This window comes from uncultured Lactobacillus sp. (assembly GCF_902491705.1).
Taxonomy (GTDB): Bacteria; Bacillota; Bacilli; order Lactobacillales; family Lactobacillaceae; genus Lactobacillus.
Map to the genome: position 1 here is coordinate 14,196 of NZ_CABUIW010000018.1, position 20,701 is coordinate 34,896.

A 20,701-nucleotide genomic window follows, 5' to 3' on the forward strand; every position below is an offset into this window, starting at 1 on the left:
TCTAATATAAAAGAGATTTTCAAACAGGGTGTAAATATGAAAAGACATAAAAAACTTTGGTTAGCGGGAATCCTGATCGTAATAATCGGTATTCTCGTTGCTGTTGGCAATTTTTATTATACAAAAGATCGGCAAATTAGCCGCATTGTGACGAATTTACGCAATCCAAAAACTGAAATGGCGAAATACGTTACAGCCTCAACGCCGGATATGAACGTGACAGATAGCAGTTTAAAGCCACTTCAAAGCTATTTTAAAGAGCATAAGCAAGCTGCTAAGCGTCTAGACTATAACTTGCGTCATGATCGCGACAGCGGCGAAATTAAGCTGGTTGAATCCGGTAGATATTTCTTACTCTTCCCAAAATATAAGTTGCGCGTACAATGTTATCGTCCGCAGATTAAAACTAACCACGCCAATTCCACTTTGTTTATCAACCATAAAAACTTTGGTCAAATGGAAGGTGGCAACCAAAACTACTACCAAGATCTAGGTTTAGTATTCCCAGGCCGTTATCATATCTTAGTTAAGTCAACGGTTAATGGACGTAAGCTTGACGCTGACTCAATCGTAAATATCTGGTCTGATAAGACTGTCGATATGAACATTAAGACAGCTACGTTCCAAGTTCGCAGCGTACCTAACGGCATTATTTATGTTAATGACCGTAAGGCTGCCAAGTTAAACAAGAATGGTAACTATACTTTTAAAGATTATCCAATTGCTAAGCGAATGGAAATTTATATCCAAAGTACGGCTAATGGCAAGAAGATTAAGTCTGAGACAGTTACAGACTTGTCGCAATCAATCAGTTCAGAATTTAGTGATAGCGAAGACGATGTAACTGATTATGACAGCAGTGTCGCTTATCAAGGTAATAGCGAAAAAGACGTCTATCAAGACGAAGAAGGCGACTACATTGTAAATCCGATCTGGCCAGGGTTAATTCAGGCTGGGGATGCAGCTAAGCAGCTCTACAACAACTTTAAAGAGCCAAATGCTGATGAGTTTGAAAATGGCAAAGACAATGCAGACTACAAGAAGATCGAGAAGCAAGTTAAGTCTTGGAAGAAGAAAAAGAGTCTCAAAAAGTACAGTGTGAAGGTTAAAGTCTTGTCAGTTTTACCAGGCGAGAAGAATTATAGCAACGTTAACTATGAAGTAACCTTTATCAGAAAGTTTAAAGATAAGAGTAAAAAGAAACAAAAACTGTTATACCAAGATGCAATTTTCCATCAGGTTGATGGTCAACAGATGATCCAAACTCTAGGAAAGTGCAAATTAATAAAAACTAAAACTAGCAATTAAAGCTTGATCTAATAGGCTTTTCCACTTGTTTAAAAGTGGGAAAGCTTTTTTTATGCCAAAAACAGATTGACAAAATTGTATTATCATATTACTGTATTAATTGAATAATACAGTAAAACAAAAACAGAGAAATGAGGTTTTGAAAATGAATGAAATTCTTGTGGTGGACAATATCACCAAGACTTATGGGAAAAAAGGCGAAAAACAATATCAAGCTTTAAAGGGCGTTAACTTCAAAGTTAATTCAGGCGAATTTGTCGCAATCATGGGTGCTTCAGGCTCTGGTAAAACAACTTTGTTAAACATTCTTTCAACGCTTGATAAGCCAACTACTGGCCAAGTTTTTATCAATAATAAAGACATCAGCAATTTAAACGCTAACCAAATGGCTGATTTTCGTAGTAAAGAAATTGGTTTTATCTTCCAAGATTTCAACTTGCTAGATAATTTAACCAACCGTGAAAATATTGCTTTGCCACTTAGCTTGCGTGGACTTTCAGTTAATCGAATTAATCCACTTGTGGATAAAATTGCTGAAAAATTGGGTATCAAGGAAATTTTGAGCAAGTACCCAGCAGAAATTTCTGGTGGTCAAAAGCAACGTGTTGCATCGGCTCGTGCTTTGGTTCATGAACCGGCAATTTTGTTAGCCGATGAACCAACTGGTGCGCTTGATTCTAAGAGTGCTAGGGAACTTTTAAACACAATGGAAAACTTGAATAAGCGTGACGGCGTTACAACTTTGATGGTTACGCACGATCCATTTTCAGCAAGTTTTGCCAACCGTATTTTATTTATCAAAGACGGTAAGATCGGCGAACAAATGGAAAAGCAAGATAAAAGTAGAACTGAATTTTACCACGAATTAATTGCTCACTTAGGAACCGAAGAATAGGAGGTGAGAACCATGATTTGGAAACTATCCTTAACTGGGATTAAAAGCCGCTTGAAAGACTACACGGTCTTGTTTTCAGGACTTGTTGTAGCCAGCATGATTTTTTACATGTTCTTGTCTTTGGCAATCAATCCCGGCTTTATGAGTCACAACGTTAATGCGCCATCAAATTATTTAAGCTTTATTTTTGGCTTTGGTATCGTACTTTTAGCTATCATTACGTTTGTTTACTTGGTTTATGCCAATTCGTTTTTGCTAAGCATGCGCCAGCACGACTACGGCATGTTCATGATGCTAGGAGCAAAAAGTACTAGAATCGGGTTATTGATTTTCTGTGAAACTTTGTTAACTGGACTTATTGCAACAGTATTTGGTATCGTGATCGGCTTTGACTTAACCGCAATTATTTCTAAATTATTGATTGCTAGCCTTGGACTTAAAATTACGCACTTCCAAGTAATTTTGCCAGCCGCAATCCTTTGGACGCTCGTCTTCTTCATTGCTATTTTCTTCTTAGCAGCTTTAAGAAACGTGCACAAACTGGTCCGCAGTAAAGTGATTGACCTGCTTCACGAAAGTCAAAAGCCAATTAAGATCAGTCGCAGAAACTGGTTAAGAGTAATCGAAGCAATTTTAGGATTAGCATTTTTAGCAGCAGGCTACTACATTATGGGGATGCCAGCTAGTGCTATCTTCTTCATCATTCCAGCCGCTTTGGTTACTATCGTTGCCGGTTCATACTTCACTTTTGACTCATTATTCACTCTCATCATCAATTTATTACTTAAGAAAAAGAATTACGCATACCGCGGTATTAGAATGTTTACTTTAGGACAATTAAAGTTCAGAATCCGCGACTACACACGTATTCTTTCAGTCATCTCACTACTTTTCGCTTTAGCACTTGGTGCTATCACTGTTGGTCTTAACTTCAACTCATTAAAAGAACAGGCCATCAAGAGCACCTACTATGATGCTGCTATTTTCAAGCAGAATGCTGAAACTAAGAATTTAGTAGCTAAATTAGACCTTAAGAGTAAGTCAACTTACCATTATGTAGAAAATAAAAAAGAGCTTTACTTTGATAAAAATGACTTCAAGAAGGCTCCATTTAAAGATATTCAATTTAAAGAAAACGGCAATAACTTCCCTACTTACAAGCCAATCACTTACACAGTTGATGATTTAAATAAGTACGCTAGTGCGGCATTAGGTTATCAAGTTAATGCTCAAAATAGAAAGATTAATTTTGTCTCAAATGAAAAATTAAATTCTGTTCAAGGACAAAAGAAACATATTACTTTAATCACTGTTAAGGACTTCAATAAAGATTATTCAACCTTGATGAAGATCGAAGAAGCGCAAGTAAAGGCAGCTCCTGAAATGGCGGAAACATTGCAATCAACGAAGCCATTCTCATATCAAATGATGCTCGGCTTTGTCAGCGGTTTTGAATTCATGGGTTTTTTCCTCGGAATTGCCTTCCTGACCATGCTCGCTTCCACATTGATGTTCAAAGTCTTAAGCGGCGCCGCCAGCGACAAGATGCGCTACGAAATGCTCTATAAGATTGGTACTAGAAGAAAAGTACTTAAGAAATCAATTAGAAATGAAATTGGTGTATTGTTCTTGCTTCCCGGGATTCTTGGCGTGATCGACGTATTATTTGGACTTCGATTATTCACAGCCCTTTTACCACATCCATACATGGGCTTCTGGATTCCATTCTTAATCTTCATTGTGCTGTACTTCATTTACTATGCAGTAACAGTTAAGCTGTATGAAAACATCGTTTTGAAAAAATAGATATGAAAAAAAGAGTTTTCCAATTTGGAAAGCTCTTTTTCTTTATCCTATAAATGCATCTTGTTCCAAGAAGGGATCTTGATTTCGCCCTTGTCACTCATGGTCATAATGGTGATTGATGCGTTCTTTGGACCTGGTACAAGAGGGATGTTATCGCCGTAGCGGTACCACAAGCTGCGGATAGTGAAGCCGTGGGTTACTAAAAGGATATTTTCAGCTCCATCAAGCTCGCTGATCAACTTAAAGCCTTTATCAAGACGGTTCCAGTATTCTTCCGCATTTTCTGCATCGTGGTATGGGTCAGCATCTTTGATCCAGTCCTTAATTGTATCAATGCTTTCGTGAGCAAACAATTCTTGTCTAGTAGCGTAGCCGTGACTGCCACCGATCATGCGCCAAGCCATTTCAGAGTCTAAGCCTTCGAAGTAGCCGTAGAATTGTTCTCTGAAAAATGGACTAGCAAGGTGTTGCAATTCGTCCTTGTTGACGTTGTGCTTCATAATGATTTCGCAGGTATCGCTAGCTCTCTTTAAGTCACTTGATAAAGCAATATCAAATGGGACATCCTTTAAAGCTTCGCCAGCTTTTTCAGCACCTTCAATTCCTGGTTCAGTTAAGGGAGTATCACACCAGCCTTGCATCTTGTTGTAGCGGTTAATATAAGTTTGCCCATGTCGAACAACGTAAATTCTTTTCATTTCTTTCTCCTTACTAAAAAACTCACCTTTATTTTATTGAAAAAAGGTGAGTAATTAAAGCTAATTATTTTCGTGATAAAGTTTTTTAACATTTCTGATATCTTGAGGCTGGATCGTATAAATCGAACCTTTAGGATACATGACTGAAACAGAATTAGTGTGAGGCAAGCCAATCGCGTGACCTAATTCGTGTTCAGCGGTGTTGACGATACGATTATTGCTGTAGCCATACCATTCGTTTTCTAAGTAGTAGCGGTTCAAGTGAACAGTAGCTTTTAACAAATGTCCCGTTGAAGGGTTGTAAGTTGTCTCCGTTTCACCAGCTGCGCCAGTGTCGCTATCGTCAACTACACTAATCACAATTTGAGCACGGCTTTTTTCATCAACTTGATGGAAGGTAAAAGCCCCTGTTCTGTTCCAAGCGTTCATCGCGTCAATTGAGGCTGAACGAAGTGGAGCATTGTTTTTAATATCCACATAAACATTTGCCTCAGGGGATGACCAAACGCTAGTGTTAGAAGATTTATCATTTTCAGTTTTATTAGTATCAGTTTTAGTATTTTGATTATCTTTAGGTGCAGTTGCTGTTCCCGTTGTAAGCAGCTGATTGATGCGGTAGCTAAGTGTAGATAGCGAATCATTGGTAGCTGCTTGGAATTGAGTATTAATTTTATAATTCAAAATCCCAAAAGCGAGAAGAGCAAGCAATAAAATATTGCGAATAACTCTAAAAAAATTTTTCATGGTGTTTCACTCCAATGGTGAAATTATAAGCTTAAAAGATTAAAAGATTAATTTTTCATCTAATTTTGCTTACATTTTGTTTGCGAGTCTGAAAATTTCTATGAAAGCGCTAATCATGATAAAATAGTATGCGAGTTTTTTAAAGAAAAGGTGATTAGATGGCTACAGCCAAAACTGAAAATAATGAAAAAGAACTTGAACAAAAGCACCTTGATAACATTATGGGACAAATCAAGGAGCGTGAAAAATCTTTAAAGAAATCCATCAAATCAGCTGAAGGTGAAGCAAGAGAACTTAATTCACACTTTTTTGACGATGTAAAATTGGATTTCGATGGCTATTCCACCTCAATGGAAACGGCGCTTTCAATCCACCAACAACAGCAACTATTAAGCGAGCGTGAACATGCTTGGCAACATTCAGCTAAGCAACTCGACACAGTTGAACGTTTAGAGAAGCGTCCTTATTTTGCTCGAGTAGATTTTAAAGAACAAGGCGAAAATAAGCCTGAAACAATTTATATTGGCCTTGGTTCATTTGCCGATAAAGACGATCACTTCTTAATTTATGATTGGCGTGCACCTATTTCTTCAATTTATTACGATGGAAAGTTAGGTAAGGTATCTTACAACTCACCAGAAGGCGAGATCACTGTCGATATGACGAAGAAGCGTCAATTCATGATTGAAGACGGTAAGATCGTCAACATGTTTGACACTAATGAATCAATTGGTGACCAAATGCTTTTGGAAGTTTTATCTGAAAAATCCAGTACTCAGATGAAATCAATCGTAACGACGATTCAACGTGAACAAAACAAGATCATTAGAAATACTAGTGCTGACTTGTTGTTTGTCCAAGGTGCAGCTGGTTCTGGTAAAACAAGTGCGATTTTGCAAAGAATTGCCTTCTTGCTATATCGCTACCGCGGCAACCTTACTTCAAGCGACGTAATTATGTTTAGTCCTAACCAATTGTTTAACGACTACATCAAGAACGTTTTGCCTGAAATGGGTGAACAAAACATGGTCCAAATGACTTACTGGCAATTTGTTGCACGTCGTCTTCCTGGAATGAACGTTGAAAACTTGTTTAAGCAATTTGAAGATCAAAGTGCCGACACCAATATCAGTAAGTTCAAGGACTCAGTTAACTTCTTCAATTTATTGACGCGTTATGCTAAGCACTTGAATAAGCGCGGTGTGATCTTTAAGAATATTTACTTCCGTGACAAGAAGAAGCCATATTTTGATAAAGATAAGATCAAAGAAATCTACTACTCATTTAATTCAAACTACAATTTGGCTAACCGTATCGACGCTACACGCGAAGAATTGATTAAGATGCTTAACCGCAAGATTACGCCTGAAACTAAGAAAGCGTGGGTAGCTCACACCATTGAAGGGATGAGTCAAGAAGAGTTAAACGACTTGTATGATCGTCCTGATCAAGAATTCGAATCTGAAGCAAAAGAAGAGGCATTTTTGGGCAGAAAGATTGTGTTGAAAGCCTTAAAAGGCGTACATAAGCGCATCTTGCACAACCACTTCCTTAACATGCGTGCTCAATACCTTAGCTTCTTGCGTGCTGTGCCTAAGATGACTGATTTAAGCAAGTGGGACATCAGTGAAGACGAATGGATGAAGCATGTTGAAGGAGTAAAAGACAACTTCAAAAAGCATGACATTGCCATGAGCGATGTTTCCGCATATCTATATCTTTACGACTTAGTTACTGGCCGTAGAACTGATTTTGAAATGCGTTATGCTTTTATTGATGAAATTCAAGACTACACTCCATTCCAATTGGCATATCTTAAGTACAACTTCCCACGTGCTAAGTTCACCATGTTGGGCGATTTAAACCAAGCTATCTTTACTAAGGACGAAAGCCGTAGCTTGTTAAAGCAAATTTCTGGCTTGTTTGATCCAGAAAAGACTGACGTAGTACAACTTACTAAGTCATATCGTTCAACCAAGGAATTAACTGACTTCACCAAGCAAATTTTGCGTCAGGGTGAAAAGATTGAAGCCTTTAACAGAAAAGGTCCAAAGCCAGTTATCTGGGGCAGAAAGACAGATGAAGAAGCCGTTAGCGTTTTGAGCAACGTTTTGCGTGATAACGAAAAACGTAAGATGACGACAGCGATCATCACCAAGGATTTAGCTGGAGCAAAATTTGTTCACAAGATGTTAACTGACCGCGGTGAAAAATCAACGCTAATTGCGACTGCTAACCAGCGTTTGGTTGATGGTACTTTAGTCATTCCATCATATTTAGCTAAGGGGCTAGAATTTGATGCCGTAATTATGTGGGGTGCATCAAAGAAGAATTACCACAAGTTAGACGAAACCCAATTAGTTTACACAATTACTTCACGTGCTATGTATAAGCTCGACATCATCTATACTGGTGAAAAGAGCCCACTTCTTGATGTAGATAAGAGCACTTATGAAGAAAAATAATTGACAAAAGTATTTTTATCATTTAAGATTTAAAACAACATTAAAAACAACTTAGAACAGAAGCAGTAATACCTGTCGCAGTAATAGAGAGTTTCGGATGGTGGAAATGAAACATGCGCTGGTATGAAGTCACATCTGCGAGTTGATTTTCTGAATTGAGTAGGAAGACCCGGGGTTAGCCCGTTACAGCTAAAGGTTGATTATTAAACTTATTGAGGCAAGTTACGTGAGTAATTTGTGAACATGAGGTGGAACCGCGATTTTATTCGCCCTCGTAGCCATTTGGCTATGAGGGCTTTTTCTTTTTTAATAATCAACCTAGTGAGGCATTTTGCGTGAGCAAGTGCGAATATGAGGTGGAAACACGATACGTTCGTCCTCTTAGGGTCATCCTAAGAGGGCGTTTTTTTGTTAGAAAAATGGGTGAGAATATGTCGCTGAAATACATTACAGAAATATTGCCAGCATTATTAAGTGGGGCGCAAATGACGCTTAGCATCTTCTTTTGGACTTTGCTTTTAGCTACGCCATTAGGAATTTTAGTTTCATTAGGTGAAATGAGTAAGATCAAGCCGCTCAAGTGGATCGTTAACTTTTATGTTTGGATCATGAGAGGGACTCCACTTCTTTTGCAACTGATTTTCGTCTTTTATGGCTTGCCAATTATTCATATTGTCTTTCCGCGTTATCAAGCTGCGCTTTTTGCCTTTGTATTAAACTATGCGGCTTATTTTGCGGAAATCTTCAGAGGTGGCTTCCAATCAATCGATGAAGGTCAATTCGAAGCTGCAAAGGTACTTCGTTTGAATCGCTGGCAAACAATGACTAAGATCGTCATTCCCCAGGTGATTAAAATCGTGCTTCCATCAATTGGTAACGAAGTAATCAACTTGGTTAAGGATTCATCTTTGGTTTACGTAATTGGCTTAGGCGATTTGCTTAGAGCAGGGAACGTAGCAATGGCCAGAGATGTAACCTTAGTACCATTAGTGCTTGTAGGTGTGATTTATCTACTCTTAATTAGTATTTGTGCCTTTGTTTTAAAGAAATTAGAAAAGCACTTCTCTTATTACAAATAGACAGGTGAGATAAATGTTAGAAGTAAAAAATTTATGCAAGGAATTCAATAATCGTCCAATTTTAAAAGATATTTCCTTCACCTTAAAAGACGGCGAAATCATGACAATCGTTGGTCCATCTGGTGCTGGTAAAACGACGCTTTTAAGAATCATCGCGGGACTTGAAACAAAGGACAGCGGTGAAATCTTAATTGATGGCAAGCCATATGATTCAGGTAAAGTTGGTGTTGTTTTCCAAGACTTTAACCTATTTCCTAACTTGAACGTTTTACAAAATATAACGCTGGCACCAACGGCTGTGCTTAAAGAATCTAAAGAAGAAGCAGATAAAAACGCACAAGAGTTGTTGAACAAGCTGCAAATGCAGGGCAGAGAAAAGCAATACCCATATGAATTATCAGGTGGACAAAAGCAGCGTGTCGCAATTGCTCGTGCGTTAGCTATGAAGCCAAGAATTCTGTGCTATGACGAACCAACTTCTGCACTAGATCCTAATTTACGTAAAGAAGTTGAAAAGATGATTTTGAACTTGAAGAAATCAGGTTTAACGCAACTAATTATCACTCACGATTTAACTTTTGCAGAGAATGTGGCAGATCAAATGCTTAAGGTAGAACCATTAAGTGAGGCGTAGTTTATGAAGAAAAAGTGGATTTTCGCTTTACTAGCTGTTTTGATGCTAGTTTTAACGGGATGCGAAAGCGTACAACAAAGATCCAATACTGAAGATACGTGGAATAAAATTGCTCGGAAAAAACAGGTCGTAATCGGTCTTGACGATAGTTTTGTGCCAATGGGCTTTGAAAAGAAAGATGGCCAATTGACAGGCTACGACGTGGATCTAGCTAAAGAGGTTTTTAAATTATATGGCATTAACGTTAGCTTCCAAACAATCGATTGGTCAATGAACGTAACGGAATTGCGCAACGGAACAATTGATCTGTTGTGGAATGGCTACAGCATCACGCCTGAGCGTAAGAAAAAAGTTGCTTTCAGCAAGCCATATTTGAGAAACCGGCAAGTATTGGTAGTAAAGAAGAATAGCGGTATTGATTCGTTTAAACAGATGAAAAAATACGAATTGGGAATGCAGACAGGTTCAACTGCTGAGCAGTGGTATGAAGGAAAACAAAATGTTTTACGCGCTAAAAAGACTGTGCTGTATGACACAATCTCAAATTCATTCTTAGATTTAAATGCAGGTAGAATTCAAGGAATCTTGCTTGATGAAGTTTATGCTAACTACTACATCGCTCACATGGCCAAGAGCAAGGATTACAAGGTGATCCAAAATGATGATGTGCCAATGGATCTATTTGCAGTAGGGATGCGTAAAGGAGACAAGACCTTACGCAGAAAGGTCAACCAAGGTTTAGAAAAGCTGCAGAAAAATGGTAAACTAAAGCAACTTAATGAAAAATGGTTTGATAAAGATAGCAATTACTTAGGAAAATAAAATGAAACAAGTCGATGATTTTACTTTTAAAAAGATTGATGAAATGACAGGACGCGAAGTGTTCTGCGTTGAAAGATTGCGTAACGATATTTTTGTGGCAGAGCAAAAGATTACTTTGCCTGAATTAGATGACCAAGATTTGATCGCAATACAGGTTTATCAATTAAATGATGATCAAACTAATGCTTTAGCTACTTGCCGTATTTTTGAAGAAGATGGTAAATGGATGTTGGGACGCGTTGCGGTGTCAAAATCGGCAAGAGGGATGCATCTTGGCAGAAAAATGGTTGAAGCTGCTCAAAAATATTTAGCTGAAAACAATGTAGATGCATTGTACTGTCACGCACAAATGCGAGTTAAACCGTTCTATGATAAGCTAGGCTATCAAACAGTGGGTGAGCCATTTGATGAAGGCGGCGTAGAACACGTGATGATGAAGAAGGATTTAAAGTAGTAAAACTACATAAAAATGTTACAATAGTGTCAGGCAACTAATTAAATTATGTTGTTATTTTTGTTTATGCATTATGTTCAAAAAATACCTTTTGAAATCAATCAAAAGGTATTTTTTCATTGCATTATTCAAGTTCTTTTTTCACAGTAGGAACAATCTGATCAACCAGGAATTCGTTGCCACGATCAGTCAAATGTTGGCCGTCTGGCTGGTAATATGTCGAAATGTGTTTTAGCTTACGCATGGGAGTTAAGATATCCACAAATGGCGCATTGTGTTTTAAGGCAACTTTCTTTGCAATATCGTTATAACGATCAAGACGTTCGTCGCCATAATATTGATTAATTTCACTGTTAGTTGGATCAGGATAACACAAGCCCACAACTACGCTTTTTTGCGCGTATTCAAGGATTTCATCGAGGTTCTTCTTGTAGTTTTCAAGGCTGATTCCCCACGCCGTTGCAGCATCGTTATTGCCATATTCAACGACTACCAAGTCGCGTTTTTCAGGAATTTGCTTTAAAAAATCGACACCTTCAACGGTTGTAGCGCCACTTTTTGAGATGTTTTCCACCTGTGCATAGTTTTTAAGCTTTTCTTGAAACAGATTGGTAACTAAGTCAGTATCGTGACCGTTTCTAAAGCTATTAAAGATCGAATCGCCGAATAAAATAATTTTTTTCATAACATGGCCTTTCAGTTATAATGGTTAAGTGTGTTAGAGGGAACTAAACATGAAGAATTATACAAGCTTTGAAAGAAACGAATGGGCAAAACTTGCTCCTAAAAACAAAGTAAATATTACTAAAGAAGAGCTGGCTAGTATCAAGTCTTTAGGCGACGTTGTCGATTTAACTGACGTTCACGAAATTTATACTAGTTTAATTAGCTACTTACACTTAGTTTACCAGCAAAAAAAGGCAGCGCAAAAGGCACAAATCGAATTTTTGCATCGCTCTTTTAAACCAGCCCCATTTATTATCGGCATTTCTGGTTCAGTGGCAGTAGGCAAGTCAACAACGGCTCGACTTTTGCAATTACTTCTTAAAAGAACGTACCCAGAATTAAAAGTACATTTAATGACCACTGACGGCTTTATTTATCCAAATGAAGAATTGGAACGTCGCGATCTTATGCCGCGCAAGGGTTTCCCTGAAAGCTACAATATGGCATTATTAAGTGACTTTCTAAAAGACGTCTTAAGCGGAAAAGAAGATATCGTTTATCCACTGTATTCACAGGAATTGAGCGATATTGTTCCTGGAAAATATGGTCATGTGAAAAATCCTGACGTTTTGATCATTGAAGGCATCAATACACTGCAGCTTCCTGAAAGTGGCCAAGTGGTAACCAGTGATTTCTTTGACTTCTCAATTTATATTGATGCCGAAGAAGATTTAATTGAAAAGTGGTATATCCAACGTTTTAAGAAGGTCTTGAAACTAAATAAGGATAAGCCAGACAACTTTTACTACAAATTGGCAAATGGTCCGCTTAATGAAGCATTGCAGCTAGCTGAAGAGACTTGGCAAATGGTCAACTTGGTTAACTTGCGTGAATATATTGCGCCAACTAAGGAGCGTGCCAGCTTAATTTTGCATAAAACAAATGGACATTTAATCGATCGAATTTACCTAAGACATATTTAATTTGGTATACTAAAAGTTATGAATACGATTTATTTATTATTAATTAAAAAATTTGCTTTGCCCCCAGCGTGTTAAAAGGATGGACACGTAAAAAGAACAAAAAAAGATTAAGGGAGAAAATTTAAATGGTACAAGCAATTAATTTGAAAAAAGGTATGATTTTTAGTCAAGACGGCAAGTTGATCAAGGTTTTGAAGGCTAACCACCACAAGCCTGGTAAAGGTAACACTGTTATGCAAATGGACTTGCGTGATGTAAAGAGCGGTGCCGTTGTTCACAAGACTATGCGTCCAACTGAAAAGGTAGACTTAGTTGAAGTAACTAAGAAGTCAGCTCAATATTTATACAACGAAGGTGACGTTTACACCTTCATGGATACTGAAACTTACGACCAATACGAAGTTTCAGCTGATCAATTAGGCGACGACGTTAAGTTCTTGATTCCAAACGTTACTGTTGATATGGACTTCACTGATGACAACAAGATCATTGGTATTGAATTACCAGCAACTGTTGAATTAACAGTTAAGGAAACTCAACCAGGTATTAAGGGTGCCACTGTTGCAGGTGGTGGTAAGCCAGCTACTATGGAAACTGGTTTGGTTGTTCAAGTTCCTGACTTCATTAACGAAGGCGAAAAGCTTGTTATCGGTACTGAAAACGGTGATTACAAGTCACGTGCAAACAGTCAACCTAGATAAATAGATAATTAAAGATATAAAAAAGCATTGCGATAGGCAATGCTTTTTTGTTACATGATGTCTTTAGTTTCGGCATTAATTTTAACGATGCGCTTATGACCATTTTCAGCTAGGTCTATTTTCCAGATTGCTTGATCATCAACATCTTCAAGCTCCCATGATAAAGGCGTAGCACCAGGCACTTCTTTTAAAGCAAGTGAAGTAGCTGATTTACGTGAAATAGTTCTCTTTAAATTAAGCGAAGAGTCTTTTTCATAATCGTAATCAAGTACTTGTGTTGATTGACCAACAATCTTGTTGTTAGTAGCGTCAATTTGAATCATGCAATCTTTGCGATCATCGTAGCCGACGATGTTGTAAACATAGACATCGTGATCTAGCACGAGTGAGATCGATTTGATCTCAGCACTAGAATAAAGTGATTTGAATTTTTCGATGGCATCTTCTTGGCTAGTATGGATTGTTGGCAATTTTTCGCTAGAATAGCTAATTTGCTCAGTTCTATTTAAAAAATCACCGACGTGAACAACCACGTTGCTAGTTTTAGTTTCAGTATGAGTGAAATAAAGTTTAGTGATTCCCACTCCCAAGATTATACCGATGCCAACACTTAGAATGATTGAAAAAAATTTTTTCATTAAGTCACCAGTATCTAAAATAGTTATGTTTTTTATCTATATTAATTATAAACTATAAAATATGCGGTGACATATTGTTAATGAATTATTATCTAAATTGTATTATTTTTGCAATGAAACAAAGATTAAGGCAAGCAAAGCTGGCAACATTTGTACTAAAAAGATCTTTTTAGTAGCAGTGAAGCCGCCAAAAATCGCAACAACGACGATTAATCCGAGCAATAATTGCCAAACCATGAAGACGATAGGTGCCTTGAAAATAAAGTAGACCAAGATTAAAAGTAGTCCAAGCATCCCGTTATAGATGCCTTGGTTGGCCATTGAAATTCTAGCAGGGCGCTGTTTTACAAAATCTAAATCCATATCAAAAGCCTTAGCTTGAGTTTCAGGCTTACCAAAAATTTCTAATAAACAAATTCCAATATGTTCTATCCCTACAAGAAACGTTAATACAGTACCAATAATGTTCATTTTTTCTCCTCCTTTTTGGTTAATATTCTACCTGAAAAATTACTTTTTCTAAAATAAATTGTTGACAGACGTAAACACACAAGTTAATATAGGCTTATCAAAAGTAAGAAGGAGATGAATCACATGTTATTAGCACGTCAAATGCAATGTCAAGCTAGCCAATGTTGTTGTCAAAACAACATCTATTTGTCGTGCTCTAATGTGTCGATTCATCTAAAGGCTATTACTGATTAACTAGTTAACAAGTTGTGGTTCTTTTTTGGGATGTATTCCGCGTTAGAGTGGAATGCATCCCATTTTTTTATGCAAGAAAGGAAAAATTATGTCGAAATTAAAGGGAGTTTTAGCAGGTATTGTCACAGTTTCAGTAGGATTATTACTTGCTGCTTGCGGCAATAACAGCAATACATCGACAGCAGAAAAGAACACTTTGAATTTGAGCACCACTGCTCCACTAGACACGATTGATATCAGCAAGTCCACCGGTTTTGGTCAGACAGGGAATGTATTTGAAAGTTTTTATCGCTTGGGCAAAAATGGTAAGCCAACTGCTGGTTTGGCCGAAAGCGGCAAAGTATCAAAGGATGGAAAGACTTGGACGTTTAAGTTGAGGGATGCCAAGTGGTCAAATGGTGATCCGATCACTGCACAAGATTTCGTTTATTCTTGGCGCAGAAGTTTAAATCCTAAGACTGCTTCACCATATTCATATCTTTTTAGTGGCGTAAAGAATGCGGACGCGGTAGCACAAGGCAAGATGAAGCCAAACGCAGTCGGTATTTCTGCACCAAACAAGAAGACTGTTGTAGTTAAATTGAACAAGCCGATCGCTTACTTCAAGGTCCTTATGGCTTACCCATTGTTTGGACCACAAAACGAAAAGGTCGTTAATAAATACGGTAAGAAGTATGCGACTAAGGCACAATATCAAGTTTATTCAGGTCCATTCAAGATTAAGGGCTGGAACGGCACTAATGATACTTGGTCCTTTGTAAAGAATAATGACTACTGGGACAAGAAGGTTGTTAAGTTAGACAAGATCAACTACCAGGTTGTGAAGTCTAACAACACTGGCTACCAAATGTATCAACAAGATAAGCTTGATTTAACTCCACTTTCAAGTGAGCAAGTTAAGAACTTGAAGAGCAACAAGGATTTCACTCAATATCCATATTCACTTGTTAGATTCTTGATGTACAACTTCAAGGATAAGAATGCAGTTAATCGTAAGGCTTTGAACAACCAAAATATTCGCAAAGCTTTATCACTTTCAATTGACCGTAACATTGTAACTAAGAAAGTTTTGGGCAATGGCTCAACCTTACCAACAGGATTTGTGGCTACTGATTTAGCTAAGAATCCAACAACTGGTAAAGACTTTGCTAAGGAGCAAGCTGTAAAGAATACTGTTGATTACAACCCTACTTTAGCTAAGAAGTATTGGAAGCAAGGCTTGAAAGAAATCGGCGAAAAGAATTTAACCTTTAATGTTTTAGCTTCAAATGATGAATCTGACAGTGATCAATTGACTCAATACTTACAATCACAATGGACTAAGGAATTGAAGGGTGTAAAGGTTAATATTATTAACGTGCCAGATAGGTCAACGACTAGCCGTGCACAAGAAGGCGACTTCGACATTTATCTATCACATTGGGGCGGCGACTTTAACGATCCAATGACCTTTATGCAAATTCCAATGACTGGTACTTCATATAACTACGGTAAGTGGTCAAACGATAAATATAATAGCTTGGTAAGAAGAGCTGGCAACCAAGATGCAAATGATCCTGCAACTCGCTGGAACGACTTGGTTTCTGCGGCTAAGATTGTAAATAGCAGCCAAGCCATTACACCAATTTATCAACAGACTACATCATACTTGCAAAAGCCACGCGTTCACGGCTTGATTCATAATACTGCTGGTACGCAATGGTCATACAAGTATGCTTATGTGAAATAGAAGACACTAAAAAACACGATCTCGAAAGATCGTGTTTTTTGTTAATCATCATGTTCAGTTGAAACAACCTTTTTACTGTGAGCGTCGATTTTTACTTCGCTACTGTAGTGCTTGCCGCCAACTTCAACTTCCCAGTAAGTCTTGCCGTGGTCTTGTTCAAGGCTCCATTCACAAGCTGATCCTTTAGCATGTTGCTCAGCGATCACACTAGCTTCATCACGGCTGATTGCACCATTTAGGTTTAATTCTTGCTTTTCATCAGTGTCATCATGATCTAACTTTTCTGAATGAACGCTGCTGGCATGACCAGTTTCGGCGTTGATTTCGGCAGAGTATTCGTTAGTATCGTCAAAGCCGTCAATTTCATAAATGTAATGATTGCCTTCTTGCTTTAAATCGATACTGTGAATCTTTTTACCATTAAATTGGTTGTGGAACTTATCGATTGCTTCTTGCTGGCTAAGTTTAATTTGATTGGTACTTGTCTGAGAGTCACTTGAAGCAATTGAACTGCTCTTTTTAACCGCAGTAGTTTTAGAAGTGTGAGAAGTATGTGTACTTGGCTCACTTGCACTACTATTATGATTGCTTGAACAAGCAGTTAAAAACATGGCAGATAATAAAGCCAAACTAGCTAATTTTAATTTCATGTTTACTTCCTCTCTTAGTCACGCTCAACGCTGATTACTTTTTTGGTCAATGCGTTAATTTTTACTTCGCTCTTTTTACCGTTCTTGGTTACAGTTACTTCCCAGACGCTTCTTGAATTTTCACGCTCAAGTGTCCATTCGATGGCTTTGCTGCCAGGTACTCGATTTTGTGCAATCTTAGTAGCAGTAGAGCGAGAGATTGTCTTACTTAAACTCAAACCTTTTTTGTTAGAATTGCGGTCTTTTTCTGAACGTGCAGAAATCACTTTACCGTTTGAAGCGTTAATCTTCATTTCGTAATCTCTAGTTGAACTAAAACCTTCAATTTCATAAACGTAGCGACCATTTTCTTTTTCTAAGTTAATGGATTCAATCTTTACGTTGTATCTTGATTTGAACTTCTTAACTGCAGAAGATTGAGAAATCTTGATCTTGCTTGAAGCAGCTTGAACAGTAGTATCTACGTTAGTATTAACAGTTGTGATGGCTGCAGTTCCTAAGCCGATTAATGCTGCAGTTGCGATGGTGATTTTCTTTAAGTTGATAGCTTTCATATTTGTCTCCTTATGTCTAATAACATTTAACTTTACTTGATGTCTATATAATACAGGAGAAAACATATTAAAAAATCAAAATCAGATAGAGTTTAAATGAAGATTTCTTCATTTTTCTGGCAACTTAACTGTGAATATGCTGCCCTGTGGCTGGTTGCTTTTAACAGTTATTTGCCCGTGATATTTATCGATTTCGGTCTTTACGATGGCTAGGCCCAAGCCAGATCCTGCGATTTTGCTTGAATGTGAGTTGTCTTCGCGGTAGAAGCGGTCAAAAATTTTATCACGGTTTTCCGGTTTAATACCAATGCCGTTATCAGCAACAGAAAAAGTAACACCCTCATTTTTCTTTAGAGAAACTAAAATCCGACTGTCTTTTGGTGAATATTTAGCCGCATTTTCGATTAGGTTGTGGGCAATATTGTAAAAATCGGTTGCTTGAATTGGATAATCGAGTTGATCTGGCAAGTTAGTTTGAAAATCGCGTGAATAAACAGCTTGTGTTTCATCGATAACTTCACGAATAATTTTTACTAAATCAATTTTCTGAGTAGTTTCCTTATTATGTTCAATTCTGCCTAAAGTGAGTAGCTCGTTGACCAAGGTCTCCAACTTCTTTGATTCAGTATCAATATAGTTTAGTGAAGTAGGGATGACCTCTGGATTGCTTTCACCACGGCGTTTAATTAAGTTAACGTGGCCTCTAATAGCTGCAATTGGCGTTTTTAATTCATGCGAAGCGTCGCTTACGAATTGTTGCTCACGCTCCATTGCCTTTTTTTGAAAAGCAAGCAAGTTGTTAAACGATTGAGCCAGATTTTTAATTTCAAGTGGCTGGCTTGGCACCGTAATTTGGTCTTGCTCACCATTTTTGCGGATATCTTGAATTTCCTGGTCCATAGTTTGAATAGGGCGGCTCCATTTGTGGGACAGCCTGCGTATGAGGGGGATGCTGATGAACAGGGCTAATAAGTTAATCCCTAGCTAGTAAGTAAAAGCCAGGTAATCAAGTTAAGCAGTTCATCGACATTTAGCGCTACACGAACGCGATAGCCGTGACTTTTTTCTTCATTTAAAAAGTAAACGTGGTGTCTCGCAAAGACAAAATTTTGATAATGCTTTTGGTGTTCAATCTTTTTAAAAGTCTCGTGAGCATCTTCAGAATAATAGGTTCTACCTTCCGGTGTGTTTAAAATAATTGCGTCGTCATCTTGCTTAGCTAAATACGCATCGAGTAGTGCTGACCAGTCATATTTTGGCTCTAAATTTTCTTCAACGGCTTGAATGACTTGCTTGCTCTGGCTCTTAGCATGGTAATAAATGTAGCTTGAAGAAATGACTAAAAAGGCAAGGTTAACCACTAATAAGATTGCGACAAATAAGCCAACAAATAGCCGCGTTAGTTGAGCAGAAGTAGTATTCTTTTTCATCTTAATCTTCTTTTCTTAGGCAATAGCCCAATCCGCGGACGGTCTTGATCAAGTTCTTGTTTGGTTCACCAATCTTGTTGCGAATATTTCTGATATACACGTCAACAGTGTTAGTTTGTCCTACAAAGTCATAACCCCAGACAACATCGAGCAGTTCATCGCGACTCTTTACTTTTTCAGGGTCACGCATCAATTCCGTCATCAAAGCGAACTCTTTTGGCGTTAAATAAATTTTTTGCCCATCGCAGAAAAATTCGTGCTTCACTAAATCAATCTTAAAACTGGCAAATTCAAAATCAGTCTGGGCAACTACTTTTTGTGCATTGTTTTTTTCTAGTCTGCGCAAAATTACGCGGATTCTAGCAAAGAGTTCCTCAATCTCAAACGGTTTAGTCATGTAGTCGTCCAAACCCTGGTCTAATGCGGAACTAATATCAGAAGCTGAGTTCTTAGCCGTTAACATGATGATTGGTACGTCGCTTTGTTTACGAATTCGACGCAGAACGGTAATGCCGTCATATACAGGAAGCATCCAGTCTAGCAGAATCAGAGTAGGTTGCTCTTTTTGAAAAAGCTCTAGTGCCTCTTTACCATCTTGTGCCCAGACTACTTGGTAGCCTTCAAATTCTAGCTCTGTCTTCACAAAGCTAGCAACAGCTTCCTCATCTTCAACTAGCAGAATTTTTACATCTTTTTCATCCATATCTTTTTCCTCAAAAAAACGGCTGGAAAATTAATTCCAACCGTTTTGATTTTTAATTTTGACCTTTAAAAGTGCCATTTTCTACTTCACGAATGAAGTCAGCTAAGTGCTTGTAGTAAACAGCTGGGTTATCAACCATGTGGTGGTGACCACCGTCTGGAGTAGTAACTAAGCGTGAATTAGGAATCTTCTTTTGCATAATCTTAGCAGTTGAGATTGGCATAGTTTCGTTTTCACCGAAGGTAAGTAAAGTTGGAACTTTGATGTTGTGCAATTGATCTCTGAAGTGCCAGTCCTTTAACTTACCAGTGATAACGAATTCGTTGTCGCCTTGGAAAGCGTGGTAAACAGCTGAGCCGCCAATGTCTTTTAAGTGGTAAAGCTTAGAAGGTTGCTTACGGTCAACGAAGTTAATGTTCAAAATTTGAACATCATCTTGGTAACGCTTGTTGTCGTAGTCGTTATTCTTTTCGCATTCGTGCATGAAGTCGATTTCGGTTTGTGGAAGAACTTCTTGACGACGGCGGTTAACTGAAGCTACGTATTCATCGATTTCGTCAACCATTGAAGAAATAATAGCACCCTTCAGGTGTTGACCATACTTAACAGCGTATTCTTGAACTAAGAGTCCGCCCCAACTTTGACCGATGAGGTAGAAGTTGTCTAAGCCTAACTTTTCGCGAACTTCGTCAACTTCATCTAAGAAGTATTCGTAAGTTAAATATTTCTTAGCGATTTCAGGATCTGAATAATCAGGTTGATCTGAATAAAGTGAGCCAAGTTGATCGTATATAGTAACTTGTACGTCTAAGCCTTGCTTCTTAAGTTGTTCTGCAGTGTCTTCCCAATATTCGTGGTTGCCGCCAGGGCCGCCGTGAAGAGCTAACAAATGAATGTCGCCTTCACCTTGAGTGTTGGTCCATAAGTGATAACCGTTATCTAAAGTGATGATTTTAGTACCAGTTTTCATAGATTTTCCTTTCTCGTATTATATAAATCGAAATAAGTCATATTGTGATAATTAATCAAATTAGTAT

20 protein-coding genes, 1 pseudogene and 1 other annotated feature are annotated in these 20,701 nt (G+C 37.9%); of the genes and pseudogenes, 11 read left to right on the forward strand and 10 right to left on the reverse strand.

What is annotated here, in order from left to right; genetic code table 11:
- Nucleotides 1-36 precede the first annotated feature (36 nt).
- The 3 genes from RDN22_RS04985 (at nucleotide 37) to RDN22_RS04995 (ending at nucleotide 4,009) form a co-directional block, all read left to right on the forward strand.
- Nucleotides 37-1,308, forward strand: a complete 1,272-nt coding sequence (locus RDN22_RS04985) for a hypothetical protein (RefSeq protein WP_308556515.1) — start codon at nucleotides 37-39, stop codon at nucleotides 1,306-1,308.
- A 145-nt stretch (nucleotides 1,309-1,453) separates the two neighbouring features.
- Nucleotides 1,454-2,203 (forward strand): ABC transporter ATP-binding protein, encoded by a 750-nt coding sequence (locus RDN22_RS04990; protein WP_308556517.1) that lies wholly within the window; start codon nucleotides 1,454-1,456, stop codon nucleotides 2,201-2,203.
- Between the two features lie 12 nt (nucleotides 2,204-2,215).
- Nucleotides 2,216-4,009 (forward strand): FtsX-like permease family protein, encoded by a 1,794-nt coding sequence (locus RDN22_RS04995; protein ID WP_308556519.1) that lies wholly within the window; start codon nucleotides 2,216-2,218, stop codon nucleotides 4,007-4,009.
- A 47-nt stretch (nucleotides 4,010-4,056) separates the two neighbouring features.
- Here RDN22_RS04995 and RDN22_RS05000 read toward each other — a convergent pair whose 3' ends face one another.
- Together RDN22_RS05000 and RDN22_RS05005 are read right to left on the reverse strand one after the other, a co-directional pair.
- Nucleotides 4,057-4,707, reverse strand: a complete 651-nt coding sequence (locus RDN22_RS05000) for a histidine phosphatase family protein (protein WP_308556521.1) — start codon at nucleotides 4,705-4,707, stop codon at nucleotides 4,057-4,059.
- Nucleotides 4,708-4,767: 60 nt separating this feature from the next.
- Nucleotides 4,768-5,451, reverse strand: a complete 684-nt coding sequence (locus RDN22_RS05005; RefSeq protein WP_308556523.1) for a matrixin family metalloprotease — start codon at nucleotides 5,449-5,451, stop codon at nucleotides 4,768-4,770.
- A gap of 158 nt (nucleotides 5,452-5,609) precedes the next feature.
- On the opposite strand from RDN22_RS05005, the gene helD reads away from it, so the two are divergent.
- From helD to RDN22_RS05030, 5 genes are all read left to right on the forward strand, one after another.
- Nucleotides 5,610-7,916, forward strand: a complete 2,307-nt coding sequence (gene helD / locus RDN22_RS05010; protein WP_308556525.1) for an RNA polymerase recycling motor HelD — start codon at nucleotides 5,610-5,612, stop codon at nucleotides 7,914-7,916.
- A 43-nt stretch (nucleotides 7,917-7,959) separates the two neighbouring features.
- Nucleotides 7,960-8,193: a binding site (T-box leader), on the forward strand.
- Between the two features lie 154 nt (nucleotides 8,194-8,347).
- The gene (locus RDN22_RS05015; protein WP_308556527.1) at nucleotides 8,348-8,995 is read left to right on the forward strand and encodes an amino acid ABC transporter permease; all 648 of its coding nucleotides are present in this window, start codon (nucleotides 8,348-8,350) and stop codon (nucleotides 8,993-8,995) included.
- Nucleotides 8,996-9,008: 13 nt separating this feature from the next.
- The gene (locus RDN22_RS05020) at nucleotides 9,009-9,629 is read left to right on the forward strand and encodes an amino acid ABC transporter ATP-binding protein (RefSeq protein ID WP_308556529.1); all 621 of its coding nucleotides are present in this window, start codon (nucleotides 9,009-9,011) and stop codon (nucleotides 9,627-9,629) included.
- A gap of 3 nt (nucleotides 9,630-9,632) precedes the next feature.
- Entirely contained in the window at nucleotides 9,633-10,451 is an 819-nt protein-coding gene (locus RDN22_RS05025) for an amino acid ABC transporter substrate-binding protein (protein WP_308556531.1), read from the forward strand.
- 1 nt (nucleotide 10,452) lies between these two features.
- Entirely contained in the window at nucleotides 10,453-10,905 is a 453-nt protein-coding gene (locus RDN22_RS05030) for a GNAT family N-acetyltransferase (protein WP_308556533.1), read from the forward strand.
- Nucleotides 10,906-11,029: 124 nt separating this feature from the next.
- On the opposite strand, the gene RDN22_RS05035 is transcribed toward RDN22_RS05030, so the two are convergent.
- Complete coding sequence (locus RDN22_RS05035) at nucleotides 11,030-11,590, reverse strand: SGNH/GDSL hydrolase family protein (protein ID WP_308556535.1); 561 nt, start codon at nucleotides 11,588-11,590, stop codon at nucleotides 11,030-11,032.
- Between the two features lie 49 nt (nucleotides 11,591-11,639).
- On the opposite strand from RDN22_RS05035, the gene coaA reads away from it, so the two are divergent.
- Together coaA and efp are read left to right on the forward strand one after the other, a co-directional pair.
- Nucleotides 11,640-12,554: a type I pantothenate kinase gene (gene coaA, locus RDN22_RS05040; RefSeq protein WP_308556536.1), complete on the forward strand. Its 915-nt coding sequence runs from the start codon at nucleotides 11,640-11,642 to the stop codon at nucleotides 12,552-12,554.
- Between the two features lie 125 nt (nucleotides 12,555-12,679).
- Complete coding sequence (gene efp, locus RDN22_RS05045) at nucleotides 12,680-13,255, forward strand: elongation factor P (RefSeq protein WP_308556538.1); 576 nt, start codon at nucleotides 12,680-12,682, stop codon at nucleotides 13,253-13,255.
- A 50-nt stretch (nucleotides 13,256-13,305) separates the two neighbouring features.
- On the opposite strand, the gene RDN22_RS05050 is transcribed toward efp, so the two are convergent.
- Entirely contained in the window at nucleotides 13,306-13,893 is a 588-nt protein-coding gene (locus RDN22_RS05050) for a PepSY domain-containing protein (RefSeq protein ID WP_308556540.1), read from the reverse strand.
- Nucleotides 13,894-13,995: 102 nt separating this feature from the next.
- Nucleotides 13,996-14,364 carry a DUF1304 domain-containing protein gene (locus RDN22_RS05055; RefSeq protein ID WP_308556542.1) on the reverse strand — a complete coding sequence of 123 codons (369 nt, stop codon included), beginning with the start codon at nucleotides 14,362-14,364 and terminating at the stop codon, nucleotides 13,996-13,998.
- 322 nt (nucleotides 14,365-14,686) lie between these two features.
- Here RDN22_RS05055 and RDN22_RS05060 point away from each other — a divergent pair, with 322 nt between their 5' ends.
- Complete coding sequence (locus RDN22_RS05060) at nucleotides 14,687-16,327, forward strand: peptide ABC transporter substrate-binding protein (protein ID WP_308556544.1); 1,641 nt, start codon at nucleotides 14,687-14,689, stop codon at nucleotides 16,325-16,327.
- 41 nt (nucleotides 16,328-16,368) lie between these two features.
- Here RDN22_RS05060 and RDN22_RS05065 read toward each other — a convergent pair whose 3' ends face one another.
- The 5 genes and pseudogenes from RDN22_RS05065 to RDN22_RS05085 form a co-directional block, all read right to left on the reverse strand.
- A complete protein-coding gene (locus tag RDN22_RS05065; protein WP_308556546.1) occupies nucleotides 16,369-16,977 on the reverse strand; it encodes a PepSY domain-containing protein in 609 nt (202 codons plus the stop codon).
- 14 nt (nucleotides 16,978-16,991) lie between these two features.
- Entirely contained in the window at nucleotides 16,992-17,531 is a 540-nt protein-coding gene (locus RDN22_RS05070) for a PepSY domain-containing protein (RefSeq protein ID WP_308556548.1), read from the reverse strand.
- A gap of 108 nt (nucleotides 17,532-17,639) precedes the next feature.
- Nucleotides 17,640-18,961, reverse strand: a pseudogene (locus tag RDN22_RS05075) (sensor histidine kinase).
- 1 nt (nucleotide 18,962) lies between these two features.
- On the reverse strand, nucleotides 18,963-19,664 hold the full coding sequence (locus RDN22_RS05080; RefSeq protein ID WP_308556550.1) for a response regulator transcription factor: 702 nt from the start codon (nucleotides 19,662-19,664) through the stop codon (nucleotides 18,963-18,965).
- Between the two features lie 52 nt (nucleotides 19,665-19,716).
- Nucleotides 19,717-20,634: a prolyl aminopeptidase gene (locus tag RDN22_RS05085; RefSeq protein WP_308556552.1), complete on the reverse strand. Its 918-nt coding sequence runs from the start codon at nucleotides 20,632-20,634 to the stop codon at nucleotides 19,717-19,719.
- Nucleotides 20,635-20,701 lie beyond the last annotated feature (67 nt).